The sequence below is a fragment of the Microbacterium cucumeris genome (genome assembly GCF_058349845.2).
On the sequence record NZ_JBYRIZ020000001.1, the window covers coordinates 1,005,738 to 1,020,596 of the forward strand.

Annotated in this window: 18 protein-coding genes; 8 read left to right on the forward strand and 10 right to left on the reverse strand. The window is 71.0% G+C overall.

Features of this window, described 5'->3' with window-relative positions:
* Window positions 1-136: 136 nt before the first annotated feature.
* Window positions 137-1,660, forward strand: coding sequence for a DEAD/DEAH box helicase (locus AC3RXZ_RS04940; protein ID WP_491493321.1), 1,524 nt, complete (start codon window positions 137-139; stop codon window positions 1,658-1,660).
* On the opposite strand, the gene AC3RXZ_RS04945 is transcribed toward AC3RXZ_RS04940, so the two are convergent.
* On the reverse strand, window positions 1,564-2,568 hold the full coding sequence (locus AC3RXZ_RS04945; protein ID WP_243224800.1) for a DUF817 domain-containing protein: 1,005 nt from the start codon (window positions 2,566-2,568) through the stop codon (window positions 1,564-1,566). The two genes, AC3RXZ_RS04940 and AC3RXZ_RS04945, sit on opposite strands and share 97 nt — an antisense overlap.
* Before the next feature lie 47 nt (window positions 2,569-2,615).
* Window positions 2,616-3,485, reverse strand: coding sequence for a PHP domain-containing protein (locus tag AC3RXZ_RS04950; protein WP_243224799.1), 870 nt, complete (start codon window positions 3,483-3,485; stop codon window positions 2,616-2,618).
* Window positions 3,486-3,600: 115 nt separating this feature from the next.
* On the opposite strand from AC3RXZ_RS04950, the gene AC3RXZ_RS04955 reads away from it, so the two are divergent.
* Window positions 3,601-4,620 (forward strand): endonuclease/exonuclease/phosphatase family protein, encoded by a 1,020-nt coding sequence (locus tag AC3RXZ_RS04955; protein ID WP_243224798.1) that lies wholly within the window; start codon window positions 3,601-3,603, stop codon window positions 4,618-4,620.
* A gap of 1 nt (window position 4,621) precedes the next feature.
* Here the strand turns inward: AC3RXZ_RS04955 and AC3RXZ_RS04960 are convergent, their stop codons facing one another.
* Window positions 4,622-5,011 (reverse strand): DUF3054 domain-containing protein, encoded by a 390-nt coding sequence (locus AC3RXZ_RS04960; protein ID WP_243224797.1) that lies wholly within the window; start codon window positions 5,009-5,011, stop codon window positions 4,622-4,624.
* 42 nt (window positions 5,012-5,053) lie between these two features.
* Here AC3RXZ_RS04960 and AC3RXZ_RS04965 point away from each other — a divergent pair, with 42 nt between their 5' ends.
* A complete protein-coding gene (locus AC3RXZ_RS04965) occupies window positions 5,054-6,472 on the forward strand; it encodes an aminopeptidase P family protein (RefSeq protein ID WP_243224796.1) in 1,419 nt (472 codons plus the stop codon).
* Window positions 6,473-6,486: 14 nt separating this feature from the next.
* Here AC3RXZ_RS04965 and AC3RXZ_RS04970 read toward each other — a convergent pair whose 3' ends face one another.
* The 5 genes from AC3RXZ_RS04970 to AC3RXZ_RS04990 form a co-directional block, all read right to left on the reverse strand.
* Window positions 6,487-7,152, reverse strand: a complete 666-nt coding sequence (locus AC3RXZ_RS04970; protein ID WP_243224795.1) for an SDR family oxidoreductase — start codon at window positions 7,150-7,152, stop codon at window positions 6,487-6,489.
* Window positions 7,153-7,261: 109 nt separating this feature from the next.
* Window positions 7,262-7,648: a VOC family protein gene (locus tag AC3RXZ_RS04975; RefSeq protein ID WP_491493322.1), complete on the reverse strand. Its 387-nt coding sequence runs from the start codon at window positions 7,646-7,648 to the stop codon at window positions 7,262-7,264.
* Window positions 7,645-8,385, reverse strand: coding sequence for a metallophosphoesterase family protein (locus AC3RXZ_RS04980; RefSeq protein ID WP_243224793.1), 741 nt, complete (start codon window positions 8,383-8,385; stop codon window positions 7,645-7,647). The genes AC3RXZ_RS04975 and AC3RXZ_RS04980 overlap by 4 nt, the downstream gene beginning before the upstream one ends.
* A 19-nt stretch (window positions 8,386-8,404) precedes the next feature.
* Window positions 8,405-9,079 carry an alpha/beta hydrolase family protein gene (locus AC3RXZ_RS04985; RefSeq protein ID WP_243224792.1) on the reverse strand — a complete coding sequence of 225 codons (675 nt, stop codon included), beginning with the start codon at window positions 9,077-9,079 and terminating at the stop codon, window positions 8,405-8,407.
* Between the two features lies 1 nt (window position 9,080).
* Entirely contained in the window at window positions 9,081-9,926 is an 846-nt protein-coding gene (locus AC3RXZ_RS04990; RefSeq protein WP_491493323.1) for a general stress protein, read from the reverse strand.
* Between the two features lie 77 nt (window positions 9,927-10,003).
* On the opposite strand from AC3RXZ_RS04990, the gene AC3RXZ_RS04995 reads away from it, so the two are divergent.
* From AC3RXZ_RS04995 to AC3RXZ_RS05010, 4 genes are read left to right on the forward strand one after another with little or no spacing between them, the layout of a single operon-like run.
* Window positions 10,004-11,269, forward strand: a complete 1,266-nt coding sequence (locus tag AC3RXZ_RS04995; RefSeq protein WP_243224790.1) for a magnesium transporter MgtE N-terminal domain-containing protein — start codon at window positions 10,004-10,006, stop codon at window positions 11,267-11,269.
* A complete protein-coding gene (locus AC3RXZ_RS05000) occupies window positions 11,269-11,838 on the forward strand; it encodes a DUF1003 domain-containing protein (RefSeq protein ID WP_243226153.1) in 570 nt (189 codons plus the stop codon). Before AC3RXZ_RS04995 ends, AC3RXZ_RS05000 begins: the two co-directional genes overlap by 1 nt.
* Entirely contained in the window at window positions 11,835-12,953 is a 1,119-nt protein-coding gene (locus tag AC3RXZ_RS05005; protein ID WP_491493324.1) for an Mrp/NBP35 family ATP-binding protein, read from the forward strand. The genes AC3RXZ_RS05000 and AC3RXZ_RS05005 overlap by 4 nt, the downstream gene beginning before the upstream one ends.
* Window positions 12,954-12,987: 34 nt before the next feature.
* A complete protein-coding gene (locus AC3RXZ_RS05010) occupies window positions 12,988-13,488 on the forward strand; it encodes a YcxB family protein (protein ID WP_243224788.1) in 501 nt (166 codons plus the stop codon).
* Window positions 13,489-13,504: 16 nt separating this feature from the next.
* Here the strand turns inward: AC3RXZ_RS05010 and AC3RXZ_RS05015 are convergent, their stop codons facing one another.
* Window positions 13,505-13,888, reverse strand: coding sequence for a twin-arginine translocase TatA/TatE family subunit (locus tag AC3RXZ_RS05015; RefSeq protein WP_243224787.1), 384 nt, complete (start codon window positions 13,886-13,888; stop codon window positions 13,505-13,507).
* A gap of 84 nt (window positions 13,889-13,972) precedes the next feature.
* On the opposite strand from AC3RXZ_RS05015, the gene AC3RXZ_RS05020 reads away from it, so the two are divergent.
* Window positions 13,973-14,611: an O-methyltransferase gene (locus AC3RXZ_RS05020; protein ID WP_243224786.1), complete on the forward strand. Its 639-nt coding sequence runs from the start codon at window positions 13,973-13,975 to the stop codon at window positions 14,609-14,611.
* A gap of 64 nt (window positions 14,612-14,675) precedes the next feature.
* Here the strand turns inward: AC3RXZ_RS05020 and AC3RXZ_RS05025 are convergent, their stop codons facing one another.
* Window positions 14,676-14,849 carry a DUF3117 domain-containing protein gene (locus AC3RXZ_RS05025; protein ID WP_243224785.1) on the reverse strand — a complete coding sequence of 58 codons (174 nt, stop codon included), beginning with the start codon at window positions 14,847-14,849 and terminating at the stop codon, window positions 14,676-14,678.
* Window positions 14,850-14,859: the final 10 nt, after the last annotated feature.

The window sequence follows — 14,859 nt, forward strand, 5'->3', positions numbered from 1 at the left end:
GAGCGGGTGCTCGGGTAGGCTGGAGACACGCTCTGCCGCAGGACGCAGGGCCCCGCGCCTGTGGCACATGAGACGGCGTGGATCCGTAAACGTGGCGCGCCCCGCGCACGGGCCGCCGGACAGGCAACATCACATCGTGACAACCTTCGCCGAACTCGGCATCGATCAGGACATCGTCGACGCTCTCGCCGCCAAGGGCATCGTCGACGCGTTCCCCATCCAGGAGCAGACCATCCCGCTGGGTCTTCCCGGCCAGGACATCATCGGCCAGGCCAAGACCGGAACGGGCAAGACCTTCGGCTTCGGCATCCCCGTCGTCCAGCGGCTGGGCGAGAACCCGGAGCCGGGCGTCAAGGCGCTCATCGTCGTCCCGACCCGCGAACTGGCCGTGCAGGTGTACGAGGACATGGATCTGCTCACCAGCAACCGCTCGACCAGCGTCGTCGCGATCTACGGTGGCAAGGCCTACGAGGGCCAGATCGACCAGCTCAAGGCGGGGGCGCAGATCGTCGTCGGCACCCCAGGGCGCCTCATCGACCTCGCCGGCCAGCGTCTGCTGGACCTGTCGAACGCGACCGAGGTCGTGCTGGACGAGGCGGACAAGATGCTCGACCTCGGCTTCCTCGCCGACATCGAGAAGATCTTCCAGAAGGTCCCCGAGAAGCGCCACACGCAGCTCTTCTCCGCGACCATGCCCGGGCCCATCGTGGCGCTGGCGCGCCGGTTCATGACGAACCCGATCCACATCCGGGCGAACGACCCCGACGAGGGCCTGACCCAGGCCAACATCAAGCACGTCGTGTACCGCGCTCACTCCCTGGACAAGGATGAGGTCATCGCGCGGATCCTCCAGGCCGAGGGCCGCGGCAAGACCGTGATCTTCACCCGCACCAAGCGGGCGGCGCAGAAGCTCGTCGACGAGCTCAGCGACCGCGGCTTCAACGTCGGCGGCGTGCACGGCGACATGGGACAGGAGCAGCGCGAGCGGTCGATGGCCGCCTTCAAGGCCGGAAAGCGCGACGTGCTCGTCGCGACGGACGTCGCGGCCCGCGGCATCGACGTCGACGACGTCACCCACGTGATCAACCACACGATCCCCGATGAGGAGAAGACGTACCTGCACCGCGCGGGTCGCACGGGCCGCGCGGGCAAGACCGGAACCGCGGTCACCTTCGTCGACTGGGAGGACCTGCACAAGTGGGCGCTCATCAACCGCGCCCTCGACTTCGGCCAGCCCGAGCCGGTCGAGACGTACTCGTCCAGCCCGCACCTCTACACCGACCTGAACATCCCGGAGGGCACGAAGGGGCGCCTCACGACGGCGCCGAAGACGCAGGCCGTCAAGACCCAGCGCCAGCGTCCGGAGAAGGCTGCGGATGCCGCGGCGGAGGGCACCTCGGACGGCACCACGCGCCGCCGCCGTCGCCGTCGCCGCGCGGCCGACCCCGTCGGGTCGACGTTCACCGAGGGCACCGAGACCAAGAGCGAGCACGCCGCGTCCGCGCCGGCGGCCGACCGCGCCGCCGAAGGCGCCGGCACCCACGACGGCGCCGGCAAGGAGCATCACGACGGCAAGCCGGCTCCGGCCCGTCGTCGTCGCCGTCGCCGCGGCGGCTCGGGCGGCGGCTCCGCACCGGCCGCACCGGCGACCGGCGCCTGAGAGTTCCCATCGAGGGGCGGATGCTGCGGCATCCGCCCCTCGTCCTCTTCCGGCAGAGTCGGAGCAGGCTCCCGCGGCGGGTAGACCCACGTCACCATGACCACCGAGATGATCATCAGCAGGAACCACGAGACCAGCTTGCTCGGGGACACCGGCTGCCAGCCGTCGACCTGATCCGGATACGCCCACGCGCCCGCCCACGTGCCGATGTTCTCGGCGAGGTAGATCGCCACCGCGACGCCGGCGAACACGACCAGCAGCGGGAGCCGGAGCACGCGCCGCCACACCCGCGCGTGCAGGACCGTCGGCAGCCAGACCAGGACGACGGCCGCGAGCAGCACCCAGCGGGCATCCCACCAGAAGTGGTGGGTGAAGAAGTTGGAGTAGATCCCCGCGGCGACGACGGTCGTGATCCATCGGCGGGGATAGCGCGTGAAACCGAGGTCGAACAGCCGGTGGACGCGAACCATGTACGAGCCCACGGCCGCGTACATGAACCCGCTGAACAGCGGGACGCCGGCGATGCGCAGCATCCCGTCCGCGGCGTACGCCCACGACCCCGCATCCGTCTTGAAGATCTCCATCGCCGTCCCGGTGATGTGGAACAGCACGATGACCCAGAGCTCGCGCCCCGTCTCGAGCCGGAGCACGAGCATGGCGACCTGGATCAGCACCGCCGCGATCGTCAGCATGTCGTTACGGGCGAGCACCGCGTCGTCCGGATACCAGAGCCGTGCGGCGACGATCACCGCGAGCAGCGCCGCACCGAAGACGCAGGCCCAGGCCTGCTTGAGCACGAACACGGCGAACTCGATGATCCCCGCGCGGACGCCGCCCGCCGAGGCGTCCCGCAGCAGTCGATGGGCGATGTCGTCGATGCGCCGCTCGAGGGAAGTCGCCCGCTGCATGCCCGGAACCTATCGTCGTCACCCGGGAGTTCCCCGACAGTCGCGCCTCAGGGATATCGCGGTGCCGTGCCGGTGGCGCGGTCGATGATCCGCGCGACCATGTCGTCGGCGGTCGTGTTCTCTCCGGGAAGATTCGGCTTGCCTGCGCCGTGATAGTCGCTGGACCCGGTGACGATGAGGTCGTGCTTCGCCGCGATCGAGCGCAGCAGCCGTTTGCCGTCCTCGGTGTTCTCACGGTGGTCGATCTCGAATCCGCCCAGGCCCTCGGCGATCAGACGCTCGATGAATGCGAGCGGCATCATCCGGTCCCGCCCGCTGGTGACCGGATGCGCGATGATCGCGACGCCGCCGGCGCGGGTGATCAGGCGCACCGCCGTCAGCGGATCCGGCGCGTAGTGCGGCTCGTAGTACCCCTCGCGGGGGTGCAGGATGCCGTCGAAGGCCTCGGCCCTGTCACGGACGATGCCGCGGGCGATGAGCGCATCCGCGATGTGCGGGCGTCCGACCGTGGCGTCCTGCGTCGTCTGTGCCAGGACGTCGTCCCAGTGCAGGTCGTAGTCGCGGCCGATGTTGCGCACGATCCGCTCGGCGCGGCCGACGCGGTCACCGCGGATCCGGTCGGTCTCGGCGGCGAGCGCCGGATCGATGGGGTCGAAGAGGTATCCGAGCACATGGACGCTGCGCCACTCATGCTTGGCGGACAGCTCCATCCCGGGCAGGAACGTCATGCCCAGCTCGGCGGCGGCACGTCCGGCCTCCTCCCACCCCGTCGTGCGGTCGTGGTCCGTGAGCGCGAGGGTCCGGATGCCGTGGGCGTGCGCCTGTCGCACGACCTCGGAAGGCGGCTGGGTGCCGTCGGAGTGGTTGGAGTGCAGATGCAGGTCGCTCGGACCGTCAAACCGCTGGGCACTCCTCATCCCCCGAGCGTATCGCCCGCTGCACGCACGGGCTCGCGCCGGGGCGACGCGCCGTGTCGAGACGCGGCCCGGCACGCCAGAGGATTCACAGGCCGCGCACCTAGGCTGGAAGGCGATGTTCCGAGTGCTGGGGATTCTGGTGACCGTGCTGTTCGCGATCGCGACGGCGGTCTTGGTGTGGCCGCAGTTCTTCCGGTTGGAGCAGACATATCCTTTCGCGCAGCTGGTCGCCGTGCGGGGTGCGGTGGCACTCGCCTACGGGGTCATCGTCGTGCTGGCGCTGCTGCTGCTGTTCGCCAAGCCGCTGCGCGGCTTCGCGGCGTCCATCCTGATCGTCGCGCTCATCGGGGCCGGCGCCTCCATCGCGATCGGCGCCGTCCGCGGCCTGGGCACGGATGCGCTCCCGGAGCGCACCGAGGGCAGCGTGCGGGTGATGACCTGGAACACGGCAGGCGAAGCCATCCCGGCGGAGGACATCGCCTCGGAGATCCTGGAACAGGATGCCGACATCGTGGCGCTGCCCGAGACGGCGGAGTCCGTCGGCGCGCGGATAGCCGTGATGCTGCGCGAGCAGGGGCATCCGATGTGGGTCCATCACGTGCAGTTCAACCCGGACATCCCGGACGGTCCGCAGGCGTGGCAGACCACGATCCTGATCTCCCCTGAGCTGGGCGACTACTCCGTGATCCAGTCCTCCGTGGACGGGTCCAGCAACACCAGCTCCGTGCCGAGCGCGGTCGTGATGCCGGTGGACGGCGACGGTCCGACCGTCGTCGCGGTGCACGCGGTCGCGCCGCGCCCGGAGGCGATGGATCATTGGCAGAGCGATCTGGCGTGGATCGCGGACCAGTGTCCCGAGGGGGACTTCATCCTCGCGGGTGACTTCAACGCCACGATCGACCACATGGCGTCCCTGGGCGTCGACGGCGGCGACATGGGCTACTGCCGCGACGCGGCCGCCGCGACGGGCAACGGGGCGGTGGCCACCTGGCCGGCGTCCCTGCCGGAGCTCGTCGGCGCACCCATCGACCACATCATGGCGAGCAGGAACTGGGAGCCGGTGGGGTCCGTCGTGCTCGACGCCGACGGCAGCGACCACCGCGGTCTCGTCGTCCAGCTCGACCCGGCCGGCTGATTCAGCGCGACCGGCGGCGCCGGAGCAGCGCGACCACGCGCCACCCGACGAGGAACACGGCGAGCACGATCGCCGTGACGACGACGAACGCCCAGGCCGTTCCCTGGCCGGTCAGCGCGCGCAGCGCCATGCCGCCGGCCACCGTGACGACCCAGATCAGGATGCCGGGGACGACCCGAGCGGCGTCGATCCCTCCGAGCAGCGCCACGGCGTGCACGACGATGAGCGCCGCCAGGAACGGCCAGATGGAGGCGAGGACGCGCGCCGCGGCATCCGGCTCGCCGAGCGAGTGCGACAGTCCGCCCAGAAGGCAGAACACCACGACGAGGACGGCGTCGATGAGGATCGTGACGGCGGGGGTCGGGCGCTGCGGGGTGCTCTCGGGACTCACTCGTCCAGCCTATGTCGCGGGCAGGAGTGAGAGACTGGACGCATGAGCACCGGATCCAGCGACACGATCGCACAGGCCACCGACGAGGACGCGGCGAAGACGCCGGTCACCAACCGCAAGCAGCCGTTCCCGCGGGGCTTCCTCGACAGCATCTCGACCGGCTGGGCCGAGCGCCCGGAATCGCTGCCCGCGCCTCGGGCGCAGGCGCCGTTCGCCGCGGCGCGGCGCGCGAAGGTCTCGGCGGCGTTCCCCGGGAAGCGCCTGGTGATCCCGGCGGGCTCCCTCAAGCAGCGCAGCAACGACACCGACTACCCGTTCCGCGCGCACTCCGCCTTCGCGCACCTCACCGGGTGGGCGTCGGACTCCGAGCCCGATTCGGTGCTCGTCTTCGAGCCGACGGACGCCGGGCACGACGTCACGCTGTACTTCCGCGAGCGCGCCGACCGCACCACCACCGAGTTCTACGCGGACGCGACGGTGGGCGAGTTCTGGATCGGGCCTCGCCCGTCGCTCGCCGGGGTCGCCGCGGATCTCGACATCGCGACCGACCACCTGCACGTCTTCCAGCCCGGAGACGACGACGTCGCACTGGGCGATGCCGACCTCGATCGAGTGGTGTCCGAACTGCGCCTCGTGAAGGACGAGTACGAGATCGCCGAGATGCGTCGGGCCGTGGACATCACCGCCCAGGGCTTCGACGACATCATCCGCGCGCTCCCCCAGGCCGCCGCGCACGCACGCGGCGAGCGCGTCGTCGAGGGCGTCTTCCATCGCCGGGCCCGCGAGGACGGCAACGGCGAGGGATACGACACGATCGCGGCTTCCGGTCCGCACGCCTGCTACCTGCACTGGACGCGCAACGACGGGACGGTCGTCCCCGGGGACCTGATCCTGGTGGATGCCGGGGTCGAGGCCGACAGTCTCTACACGGCGGACATCACTCGCACGCTGCCGGTGAACGGGACGTTCTCGGACGTGCAGCGACGGGTCTATGAGACGGTGCGCGAGGCCGCGGACGCGGCGTTCGCTGCGGCCCGGGTGGGCGTGCCGTTCCGCACCGTGCACGAGGCGGCCATGTCGGTCATCGCCGCACACGTCGCGGAGTGGGGCCTGCTGCCCGTCACGGCCGAGGAGGCGCTGGATGCGGATGCCGGTGGACAGCACCGCCGCTACATGGTCCACGGCACCTCCCACCACCTCGGCATCGACGTGCACGACTGCGCCCAGGCGCGGCGGGAGATGTACTACGACGGCATCCTCGAGCCGGGGATGGTGTTCACGATCGAGCCGGGGCTGTACTTCCAGATCGACGACCTCACCGTGCCCGAGGAGCTGCGCGGCATCGGCGTGCGGATCGAGGACGACGTCCTCATGACCGAGGACGGACCCGTGAACCTCTCGGCGGGCATCCCCCGCACGGCCGACGAGGTCGAGGAGTGGATCCGGCGCGTCCAGGCCTGACGGCGTCGCTCGGCTCAATAGCGGGCCGAGAAACCGCCGTCGGCGTGCAGGAGCTGCCCGGAGACCCAGCGTCCCTCGGGTGACACCAGGAACGACACGAACGCCGCGATGTCGGCCGGGGTCCCGACGCGCCCGAGCGGGTGCGCCGGCAGCAGTGTCTCGGCGAATCCGTCCGGGAACCAGCCCGTGTCGATCGGGCCCGGGTTGAGCACGTTCGCCGAGATGCCGAGAGGGCCGAGTTCGCGCGCCGCGGAGATCACGAGCCGGTCGAGCGCGCCCTTGGACGCCCCGTAGGGCAGGTTGCCGGTCGTGTGGTCGCTGGTCAGCGCCACCACCGCTCCCCCGTCCTCCGGGATCTGCCGAGCGAAGGCGGCGATCAGCAGCAGGCTCGCGCGGGCGTTGACGGCGACGTGGCGGTCGAAGCTCTCCGCCGTCGTGTCGAGGATGCCGGTCGGCACGTCGTGCGCATGCGAGAGGACGAGTGCGGAGATCGCGCCGTGCTCGCGGACGATGGTCGAGACCAACTCCTCAGGCCCGGTCGGAGTGGACAGGTCGCACGGGTGGTCGGCATCAGTGAGATCGCTGGTCACGACCTCCCATCCGTCCGCCCGCAGGCGGGGGACCATGCCGGCGGCGATGCTGTCTGCGCGGGCGGCACCGGTGACGAGGGCGAGGGGCATGACCGACACCCTACAAGCGACGGCCCGGGTGTACCGAACTCCTGCAGAATCGACCAGAACGCCGGTGATGCGGCCCGCCGACTCTCGGTCTGCCGGAGTTCGGCACGCGTCAGGACTCCGCCACGACCTCGACCTTGAATCCCGCCGCGTTCTCCAGCCAACCCGCGTAGTAGTCCTCGCCCCCGGCATGCGGGTACCGCTCGGCGTACAGCGGCGTCCATCCGTGCGCGGGAGCTGCCGCCATCAGAGCATCCACCGCTGCGGGCGCACCGCCGCGGAACGCCAGGTGGTTCACTCCGGGTCGGCGCCGATCGTGCGCAGCGGCGGACAGGTTCGGCGAGGTCGTGAGCGTCAGGTAGGCACCGCCCGCCGCCCAGGACATCCCCTCGGACCACTCCTGCTCCCGGACGAATCCCAGCGCCGAAAGCAGCCACTCCCATGCCACATCGAGGGAGCGATCCGCGATCCACACTTCGACGTGGTGGAAGCCGCTCACTGCTGCCCCCGGTACACGGCCGTCCGGAGTTCCACCGACCACACGTCGCGCGTCGGCATCCCTACTTCCTCGGCCACCGCGATCTCGACCTCGACGTCGTAGGGCACGCGCACGAACTGGACGCCGAAGGGCGCCGGGTCCTCGGCATCCGTCACGCCCTCGAGAATCACGTACGAGGGCTGCGGGATGTCCAGCGGGTTCCCGACGCTTCCGACGTTGAACAGGGTCCGCCCGTCGACGGACTCGATGTATGCGTCGTGGATGTCCGCATACCCGACCACATCGGGGGAAGGACCGTCTCCCGTCATCTCGGTGTTGACGAACATGCCGGCGAACTGCTCGGGAGTGTGGTGGAAGTGCACTCGCGTGTGGGGGCTCTCCGCCGACGCATGGAACAGCCGGATGCGCCGCCCGCTCATCACCAGGTCGTGGCTGAGCGACAGGGCGCCGAGCCAGGCCAGGCTCTCCGCCGACAGTTCGGCATGCCACCAGCGCATCTCCTCCGGCGCATCGTCCGCAGTGAAGCGCAGGAAGTCGTCCCAGTTCCCGCGAACGTTCACCTCGCACACCTCACGGCAGCGCCGCACCGCGGCTTCTCCCCGCGGTCCCTTCCCTGCCGTGTCTCCGAGGTTGAAGATCCGATGGATGCCGCGCTCCGCGATGTCGGCCAGCACGGCCTCCAGGGCCGTCATGTTGCCGTGGACGTCCGAGATGAGGGCGATGCGGTCGAGGCTCACCCCACCATCGTCGCAGACGTCATCGCGCGGTCGCGGCGAAGTCCACCACGAGTGGCGCCAGCGATGCGCCGATGATCGCCGCGGGGCGCTTGTTCCCCTTCACCTCGAAGGAGTGTCCTCCCCCGTCGATCCAGGCGATGCGTGCGTCCTGGCAGCTCGCCACGGCCTCCTCGAACTGCTCCAGCGGCTGGATGAACGGATCGACCGTCCCCGAGACGAACAGCTGGGGCGCGATAACCGACGGCAGGTGTTCGACGCGCGGCTTCTCCGGCCGTCCCGGCGGATGCAGCGGATACCCGAGGTAGACGAGCCCGTCCACCTCCATGCCCTCGGCCGCGGCCATCGACGCCATGCGGCCGCCGTAGGATCGTCCGGAAGCCCACACCGGCCCCTCCGTCCGCGCCCGCACCGCGGCGAGCACGGCGTTCCAGGCCGCGACGGCGTGGGCGGCCGGCCCGGGCATGCGCCGCCCCTGCGCGCGGTAGGGGAAGTCGAAGCGGACGGCGGCGAAACCGGACTGGTTCAGCGCCCCGGCGAGTCCGACGAGGAAGGGATGTTCCATCCCCGTCCCGGCGCCGTGCGCGATGATGACCGTGCCCCGTCCCGGGTCGTTCTCCGGTTCCGCCCAGGATGCCGGAACCGTCGCGGTGCCGTTCGGCAGCGCCACCTCGATCCGCAGCGGCTCGTCGACCATTTCAGTCGTCGGCGGGCTTGCCGCCGGCCGCCTCATCGGAGGCCGGCTTCGCCGGTGCCGCGGAGGAAGCAGGAGCCTCGCCGTCCGCGGCGTCGGGCGACACGGGCTCGGATCCCGCGGCAGCTGCCGGCTTCGGCTCGGCAGGAGCGGCCGGCTTCGGGTCGGCAGGCGCCGCGGCGTCCCCAGGGACCCGCTCGCCGTAGCGCGGGCGCGGATCCGCGGGACGCGGCGGGATGACCGGCTGACCACCGGTCGCCGAGGCCGCCGAGTTCGCGGAGACCGGTCCGGACGGCGCCGCTGCCTGCTCCTGCTGCCCGGGGGTGATCCGCTCGCCGTACCGCGGCGGCTCGTCGAGGTTCACCGGCGGTCGCACCGGTGCCGGACGCTGACCGCCGAGCACCTGGCGCGCCTTCGCGAGGGATGCCGGCAGGACCGTCACCTCGTAGTGGTCCGCGGCCATCTGCGTGACGCTCGCGAAGTCGCGGCGGCGGCGGACGATCGCGAACGTGACGAGACTGAGCATCATGCCGATCGCGACGCCGATGAAGAGGTAGGCGACGAAGAGCTGGATGGGCGCTTCGGGATTGCCGAGCACGAGTATCGCGGAGAGGAGCAGGCCGATCAGCAGCCCGTTGATGGCGCCCGAGCGCGCGGCGGCCGCGTAGCCGAGCCGACCGGTGACGCGTTCGATCGTGCGCACCCCCTGGCCGACGATCGCGATGTCCCTTGCCGGGACCTCGCCCGCGATGAGCTGCGACACCGTCTTCTGTGCGCGCTCGTATTCGCGCATCGAGGCGACGGTCTCTCCGACCTCGGCACCGTCTGCGGGGCGGTTCAGCATGCTCATCCGTCCATTCTTCCATGCGCGTCCGTGGCCGGAGCTGTGGGCCCCGCTCGCCCGCGCCCGCGGACTACGCTGGACGCGTGAGCACACAACGGGTATTCGTCGCGCGCCTGGCCGGGTGCGCCGTCTTCGACCCCGTGGGCGACCGGCTCGGCAAGGTCCGGGATGTCGTCATCGTGTACCGAAGTACGGCCGCGCCGCGCGTGATCGGCCTCGTCGTGGAGATCCCCGGCCGTCGCCAGGTGTTCCTCTCGATCGGCCGCGTCACGTCCATCCGCGCCGGCCAGGTCATCACGACCGGGCTCATCAACGTGCGCCGGTTCCAGCCGCGCCCCGGCGAGGTGCGCGTGCTGGCCGAACTGCTCGGTCGGAGGGTCGCATTCGTCGACGGCGGCGGCTCCGCCGTCATCGAGGACGTCGCGATCGAACCGAACCGGCTCGGCGAATGGAGCATCACCCAGCTGTTCCTGCGCAAGCCGAAGACCAGCGCCTCGCCGTTCGCCAAGGGTCCGACCGCCTTCGCCGCCTGGAACGAGGTCGCCGAGGAGCGCGCGCCCGGTGAGGCGCAGTCCGCCGAGCAGCTCGTCGCCTCGTATTCCGAGCTGCACGCCGCCGACCTCGCGAACACCCTGCTCGATCTGCCGCAGCAGCGCATGATCGAGGTGGCGGAGGAGCTGCCGGACGACCGGCTCGCCGACGCGCTGGAGGAGATGCCCGAGGACGAGCAGGTGCACATCCTCGACCGCCTCGGCGACGAGCGCGCGGCCGACATCCTCGACCAGATGGAGCCGGACGACGCGGCCGACCTGCTCGCCCAGCTGCCCAAGAAGCGCCTCGAACAGCTCCTCGAGCTCATGGAGCCGGAGGAGGCCGAGGACGTCCGGACGCTCCTCGCGTACGGGCCGGACACGGCCGGCGGCCTCATGACCACCGAGCCCATCATCCTGTCCGCGGACGCCACGGTGGCCGAGGCCCTCGCCCTGATCCGCCGGCATGAGCTGCACCCCGCTCTGGCCGCCGCGGTCTTCGTCACGCTCCCGCCGTTCGAGACCCCCACCGGGCGGCTGCTGGGCGTCGTGCACTTCCAGCGCATGCTGCGCTACCCGCCGCATGAGCGCCTCGGGGCCATCGTCGACGACAGCATGGAGCCCGTCTCGGTGACCGCGTCGGCGGCGGAAGTCGCCCGCATGCTGGCCAGCTACGACCTCGTGTCGCTCCCCGTCGTGGACGCCGCCCACCGCCTGGTCGGCGCCATCAGCATCGACGACGTGCTGGACTATCTGCTTCCCGACGACTGGCGGACGCACGACATCGATGAACCCGCGACCGGTTCGGGGGCCCGATGATGGCCAGGAACGCGCGCACCGCGCTCGACGCCCCCCTCGGGCGAGCCACGACCCGGCAGCGGCCGACCTCGCGCGACCGCTTCGGTCGCTTCACGGAGTGGGTGGCCCGTGCGATGGGCACCCCCGCGTTCCTGCTGATCCTCACGCTGTTCTGCGTGCTCTGGATCAGCTGGAACACGCTCATGCCGGAGAACCTGCGCTTCGACGACGCGGCCCTCGGCTTCACGGCGCTCACGCTCATGCTGTCGCTGCAGGCGTCGTACGCCGCACCGCTGATCCTGCTGGCGCAGAACCGTCAGGACGACCGCGATCGCGTGCAGATCGAGCAGGACCGTCAGCGCGCCGAGCGCAACCTCGCCGACACCGAGTATCTGGCGCGCGAGATCGTGGCGCTGCGGCTGTCGCTCGAGGAGCGCAACGCCCAGGTCGTCACACGCGACGTGCTGCGCCAGGAGCTGAGGGCGCTGCTGGCCGAGCTCGAGGACGGGCCGTCGGCTGATGCGGAGAGCCCGTCGGATGGCGCGTCCCCGCGCACCGGCCCGATCACGACGCGGCGGCCGCGCCGATGACGGCAGAGCGCGTCCGCGCCGCGGTCGAGGCGGTCTCCGACCCGGAGCTGCGCCGGCCCATCGGCGAGCTCGACATGGTCCGGGACATCAGCCTGGAGGGTTCCACCGCGTACGTCGCGATCGTCCTGACGATCGTGGGATGCCCGGCCGCGAACCGCATCGAGTCCGACGTCAGGCGCGCCGCGGCATCCGTCCCCGGCGTCGAGGACGTCGAGGTCGCCGTCGGGGTCATGACCCCCGACGAGCGCAGGGCGCTCACCGAGAAGCTGCGCGCCGGCCGCCCCGCCAGGCAGATGCCCTTCGGACCCGACTCCCTCACACGGGTGATCCTGGTCTCCAGCGGCAAGGGCGGCGTCGGCAAGTCCACCGTCACGGCCAATCTCGCGGTCGCCCTCGCCGAGCGGGGACTCGCGGTCGGTCTGGTGGACGCCGACGTGCACGGCTTCTCGATCCCGGGCCTTCTGGGCATCCCGTCGGGGACGCAGCCGACGCGCATCGACGACCTCATGCTGCCGCCGGTCGCCCACGGAGTGAAGACGATCTCGATCGGCATGTTCCTGCGCGACGGCGAGTCGGTCGTGGCGTGGCGCGGCCCAATGCTGCACCGCACGGTCCAGCAGTTCCTCACCGACGTGTTCTTCGGCGACCTGGACGTGCTGCTCATCGACATGCCCCCAGGGACCGGTGACATCGCGATCTCGATCGGTCAGATCCTGCCGCACGCCGAGGTGATCGTGGTGACGACGCCTCAGGCCGCGGCCTCCGAGGTCGCGGTGCGCAGCGGCCTGGTCGCCAGGCAGACCGGACAGCGGGTGATCGGCGTGGTGGAGAACATGGCGCCGTTCGCACTGCCGGACGGGACCGTGGTCGACCTGTTCGGCTCCGGCGGCGGCGCCGAGGTCGCCCGCGCCCTGTCCACCCCCGAGGAGCCCGTCGCCCTGCTGGCCTCCATCCCGCTCAGCCCCGCACTGCGCGCCGGCGGGGATGCCGGGACTCCGGTCGTCGTCGCAGACGCCGAGGATGCCGCGGCCGCCGCGATCGACGCGCTCGCCCGGCGGATCACGACGAGAGGCAGGGGGCTGGCCGGACGGCCGCTTCCCCTCTCCCCCGCCTGATCCCTCCACCGCGCGCACACGCGACAATGGAGGGGTGACCGATGCCCCCCGATACGTCCCGGTCGATCGCGACCTGCTGGCCCGCATGTCCCGCGACGCGACGATCTTCGTCCTCACCCGCCCGCTGTCGATCGTCGTGTGGATCGTGCTCGCGGCGGCGCTGCTCATCGCCCTGATCTCCTTCGGCACCGCGGCGGCGCTGGCGCCGGCAGAAGCGGGGAGCATGATCGTCATGCCGACCCTCATCGCCGGCGTCATGGTGCTGTACGCGATCCTCACGGTGACCAGCGTGCGCCGCTCGCTCGCCGCGGCGATGCCGGCGGGGACGAGCGTGTCGGTCCGGGTCGGCGAGGACGAGCTCCGGGTCGAGAGCGCCCAGGGCACGTCGCGGATCGCGTACTCGACGTTCCGGCGCATGAAGGCCGGTCAGGACGCCGTCATGCTCCAGCTGCGCGGGTCCTCCGCCATGACCGCCCTCCCGCGCCTCCTGCTGACCGACGCCGATCTCGAACGGCTGCGCGCGAAGATCGGCTGAGAACGGCCGGCGGTCGTCAGGTCGCTTCGGGGTCGAACGGCGGCGGGCTGGTCCGGGTGAACACCGGCATCACGCGCGGGGCAGGAGGAGGTGTCGGCGCCGGCGCCGCGACGGGTGCCGACGGCGCGATCGGCGCCGGCGCGGAGTCCTCGAACAGCGCGTCCCGGATGATCCGGCGCGGATCGTACTGCCGGGGATCGAGCTTGCGCCAGTCGACGTCCGCGACCTCCGGGCCCATCTCCTCCTGCACGCGGCTGCGGGTGTCGCGCAGGAGCTCTCCGCCCCGGCGCACGAGCTTCGCGAACTGCTCGGCGTAGTGCGGCAGGCGCTCAGGGCCGATCAGCAGCACGGCGATCAGACCGATCACCAGCAGCTTCTCGAAGTCGAGTCCGAACCCCATCGCTCCAGGCTACCCCGCCGCGCCTGACCGACGAGACCGCGGCATGCACCTAATCTGAAGGAAACCAGCAGTACGGGAGACGCCATGAGCGAGCACGACGCCAACGCGCGATACATCCGCGAGGCCACGGCGGAGCCGGATGCCATCACCCGCGCCCGAGCCCGAGCCGACGAGATCGGCGCGGCACCCATCAGCGCGTTGGTCGGCTCGCAGTACGCCCTGCTCGCCGCAGCCGTGAACGCCCGCACCATGGTGGAGATCGGCACGGGTGCCGGGGTGTCCGGACTGTGGCTGCTGCGCGGAGCGCCGCACGCCGTGCTGACGTCGATCGACAACGAACCGGAGCACCTCGCCGCGGCGCGGCAGGCCTTCGCCGAAGCACGGATCCCCACCACGCGCGCACGGTTCATCACCGGCCGCGCAGCGGATGTGCTCCCGCGCATGAACGAGGGCTCCTACGACATCGTCCTCGTCGACGCCGACCCCGAGAACGTGATCGAGTACGTCGAGCACGGCCTGCGCCTGGTGCGCACCGGCGGCATCGTCCTCGTCCCCCGCATCCTCGTCGGGGGCAAGGTCGCCGACCCGGTGCAGCGCGACGCCGTGACCGCCGGGTACCGCTCGCTCATCCAGGAGACCCAGCAGTCCGAGGCCGTGCTGGCGTCGATCTCGTCCTCGGGCGAGGGACTGCTCCAGCTGATCAGCGTCGCCGAGACCGACTGACGCGAAAGGGGCGGCGGATCCGGAGATCCGCCGCCCCATCGTCCCCGCCGGAGCGGGAGAGGACTCAGGCCGCATCCACGACGGCTGCCAGCACGTCGTGAAGCTCCTTCGCTTCGGCGTCGTTCACGGAGACGACCAGACGGCCGCCGCCTTCGAGCGGAACACGCACGATGATGAGGCGCCCCTCCTTGACGGCCTCCATGGGTCCGTCTCCAGTCCTCGGCTTCATCGCTGCCATCGTGGCTCCT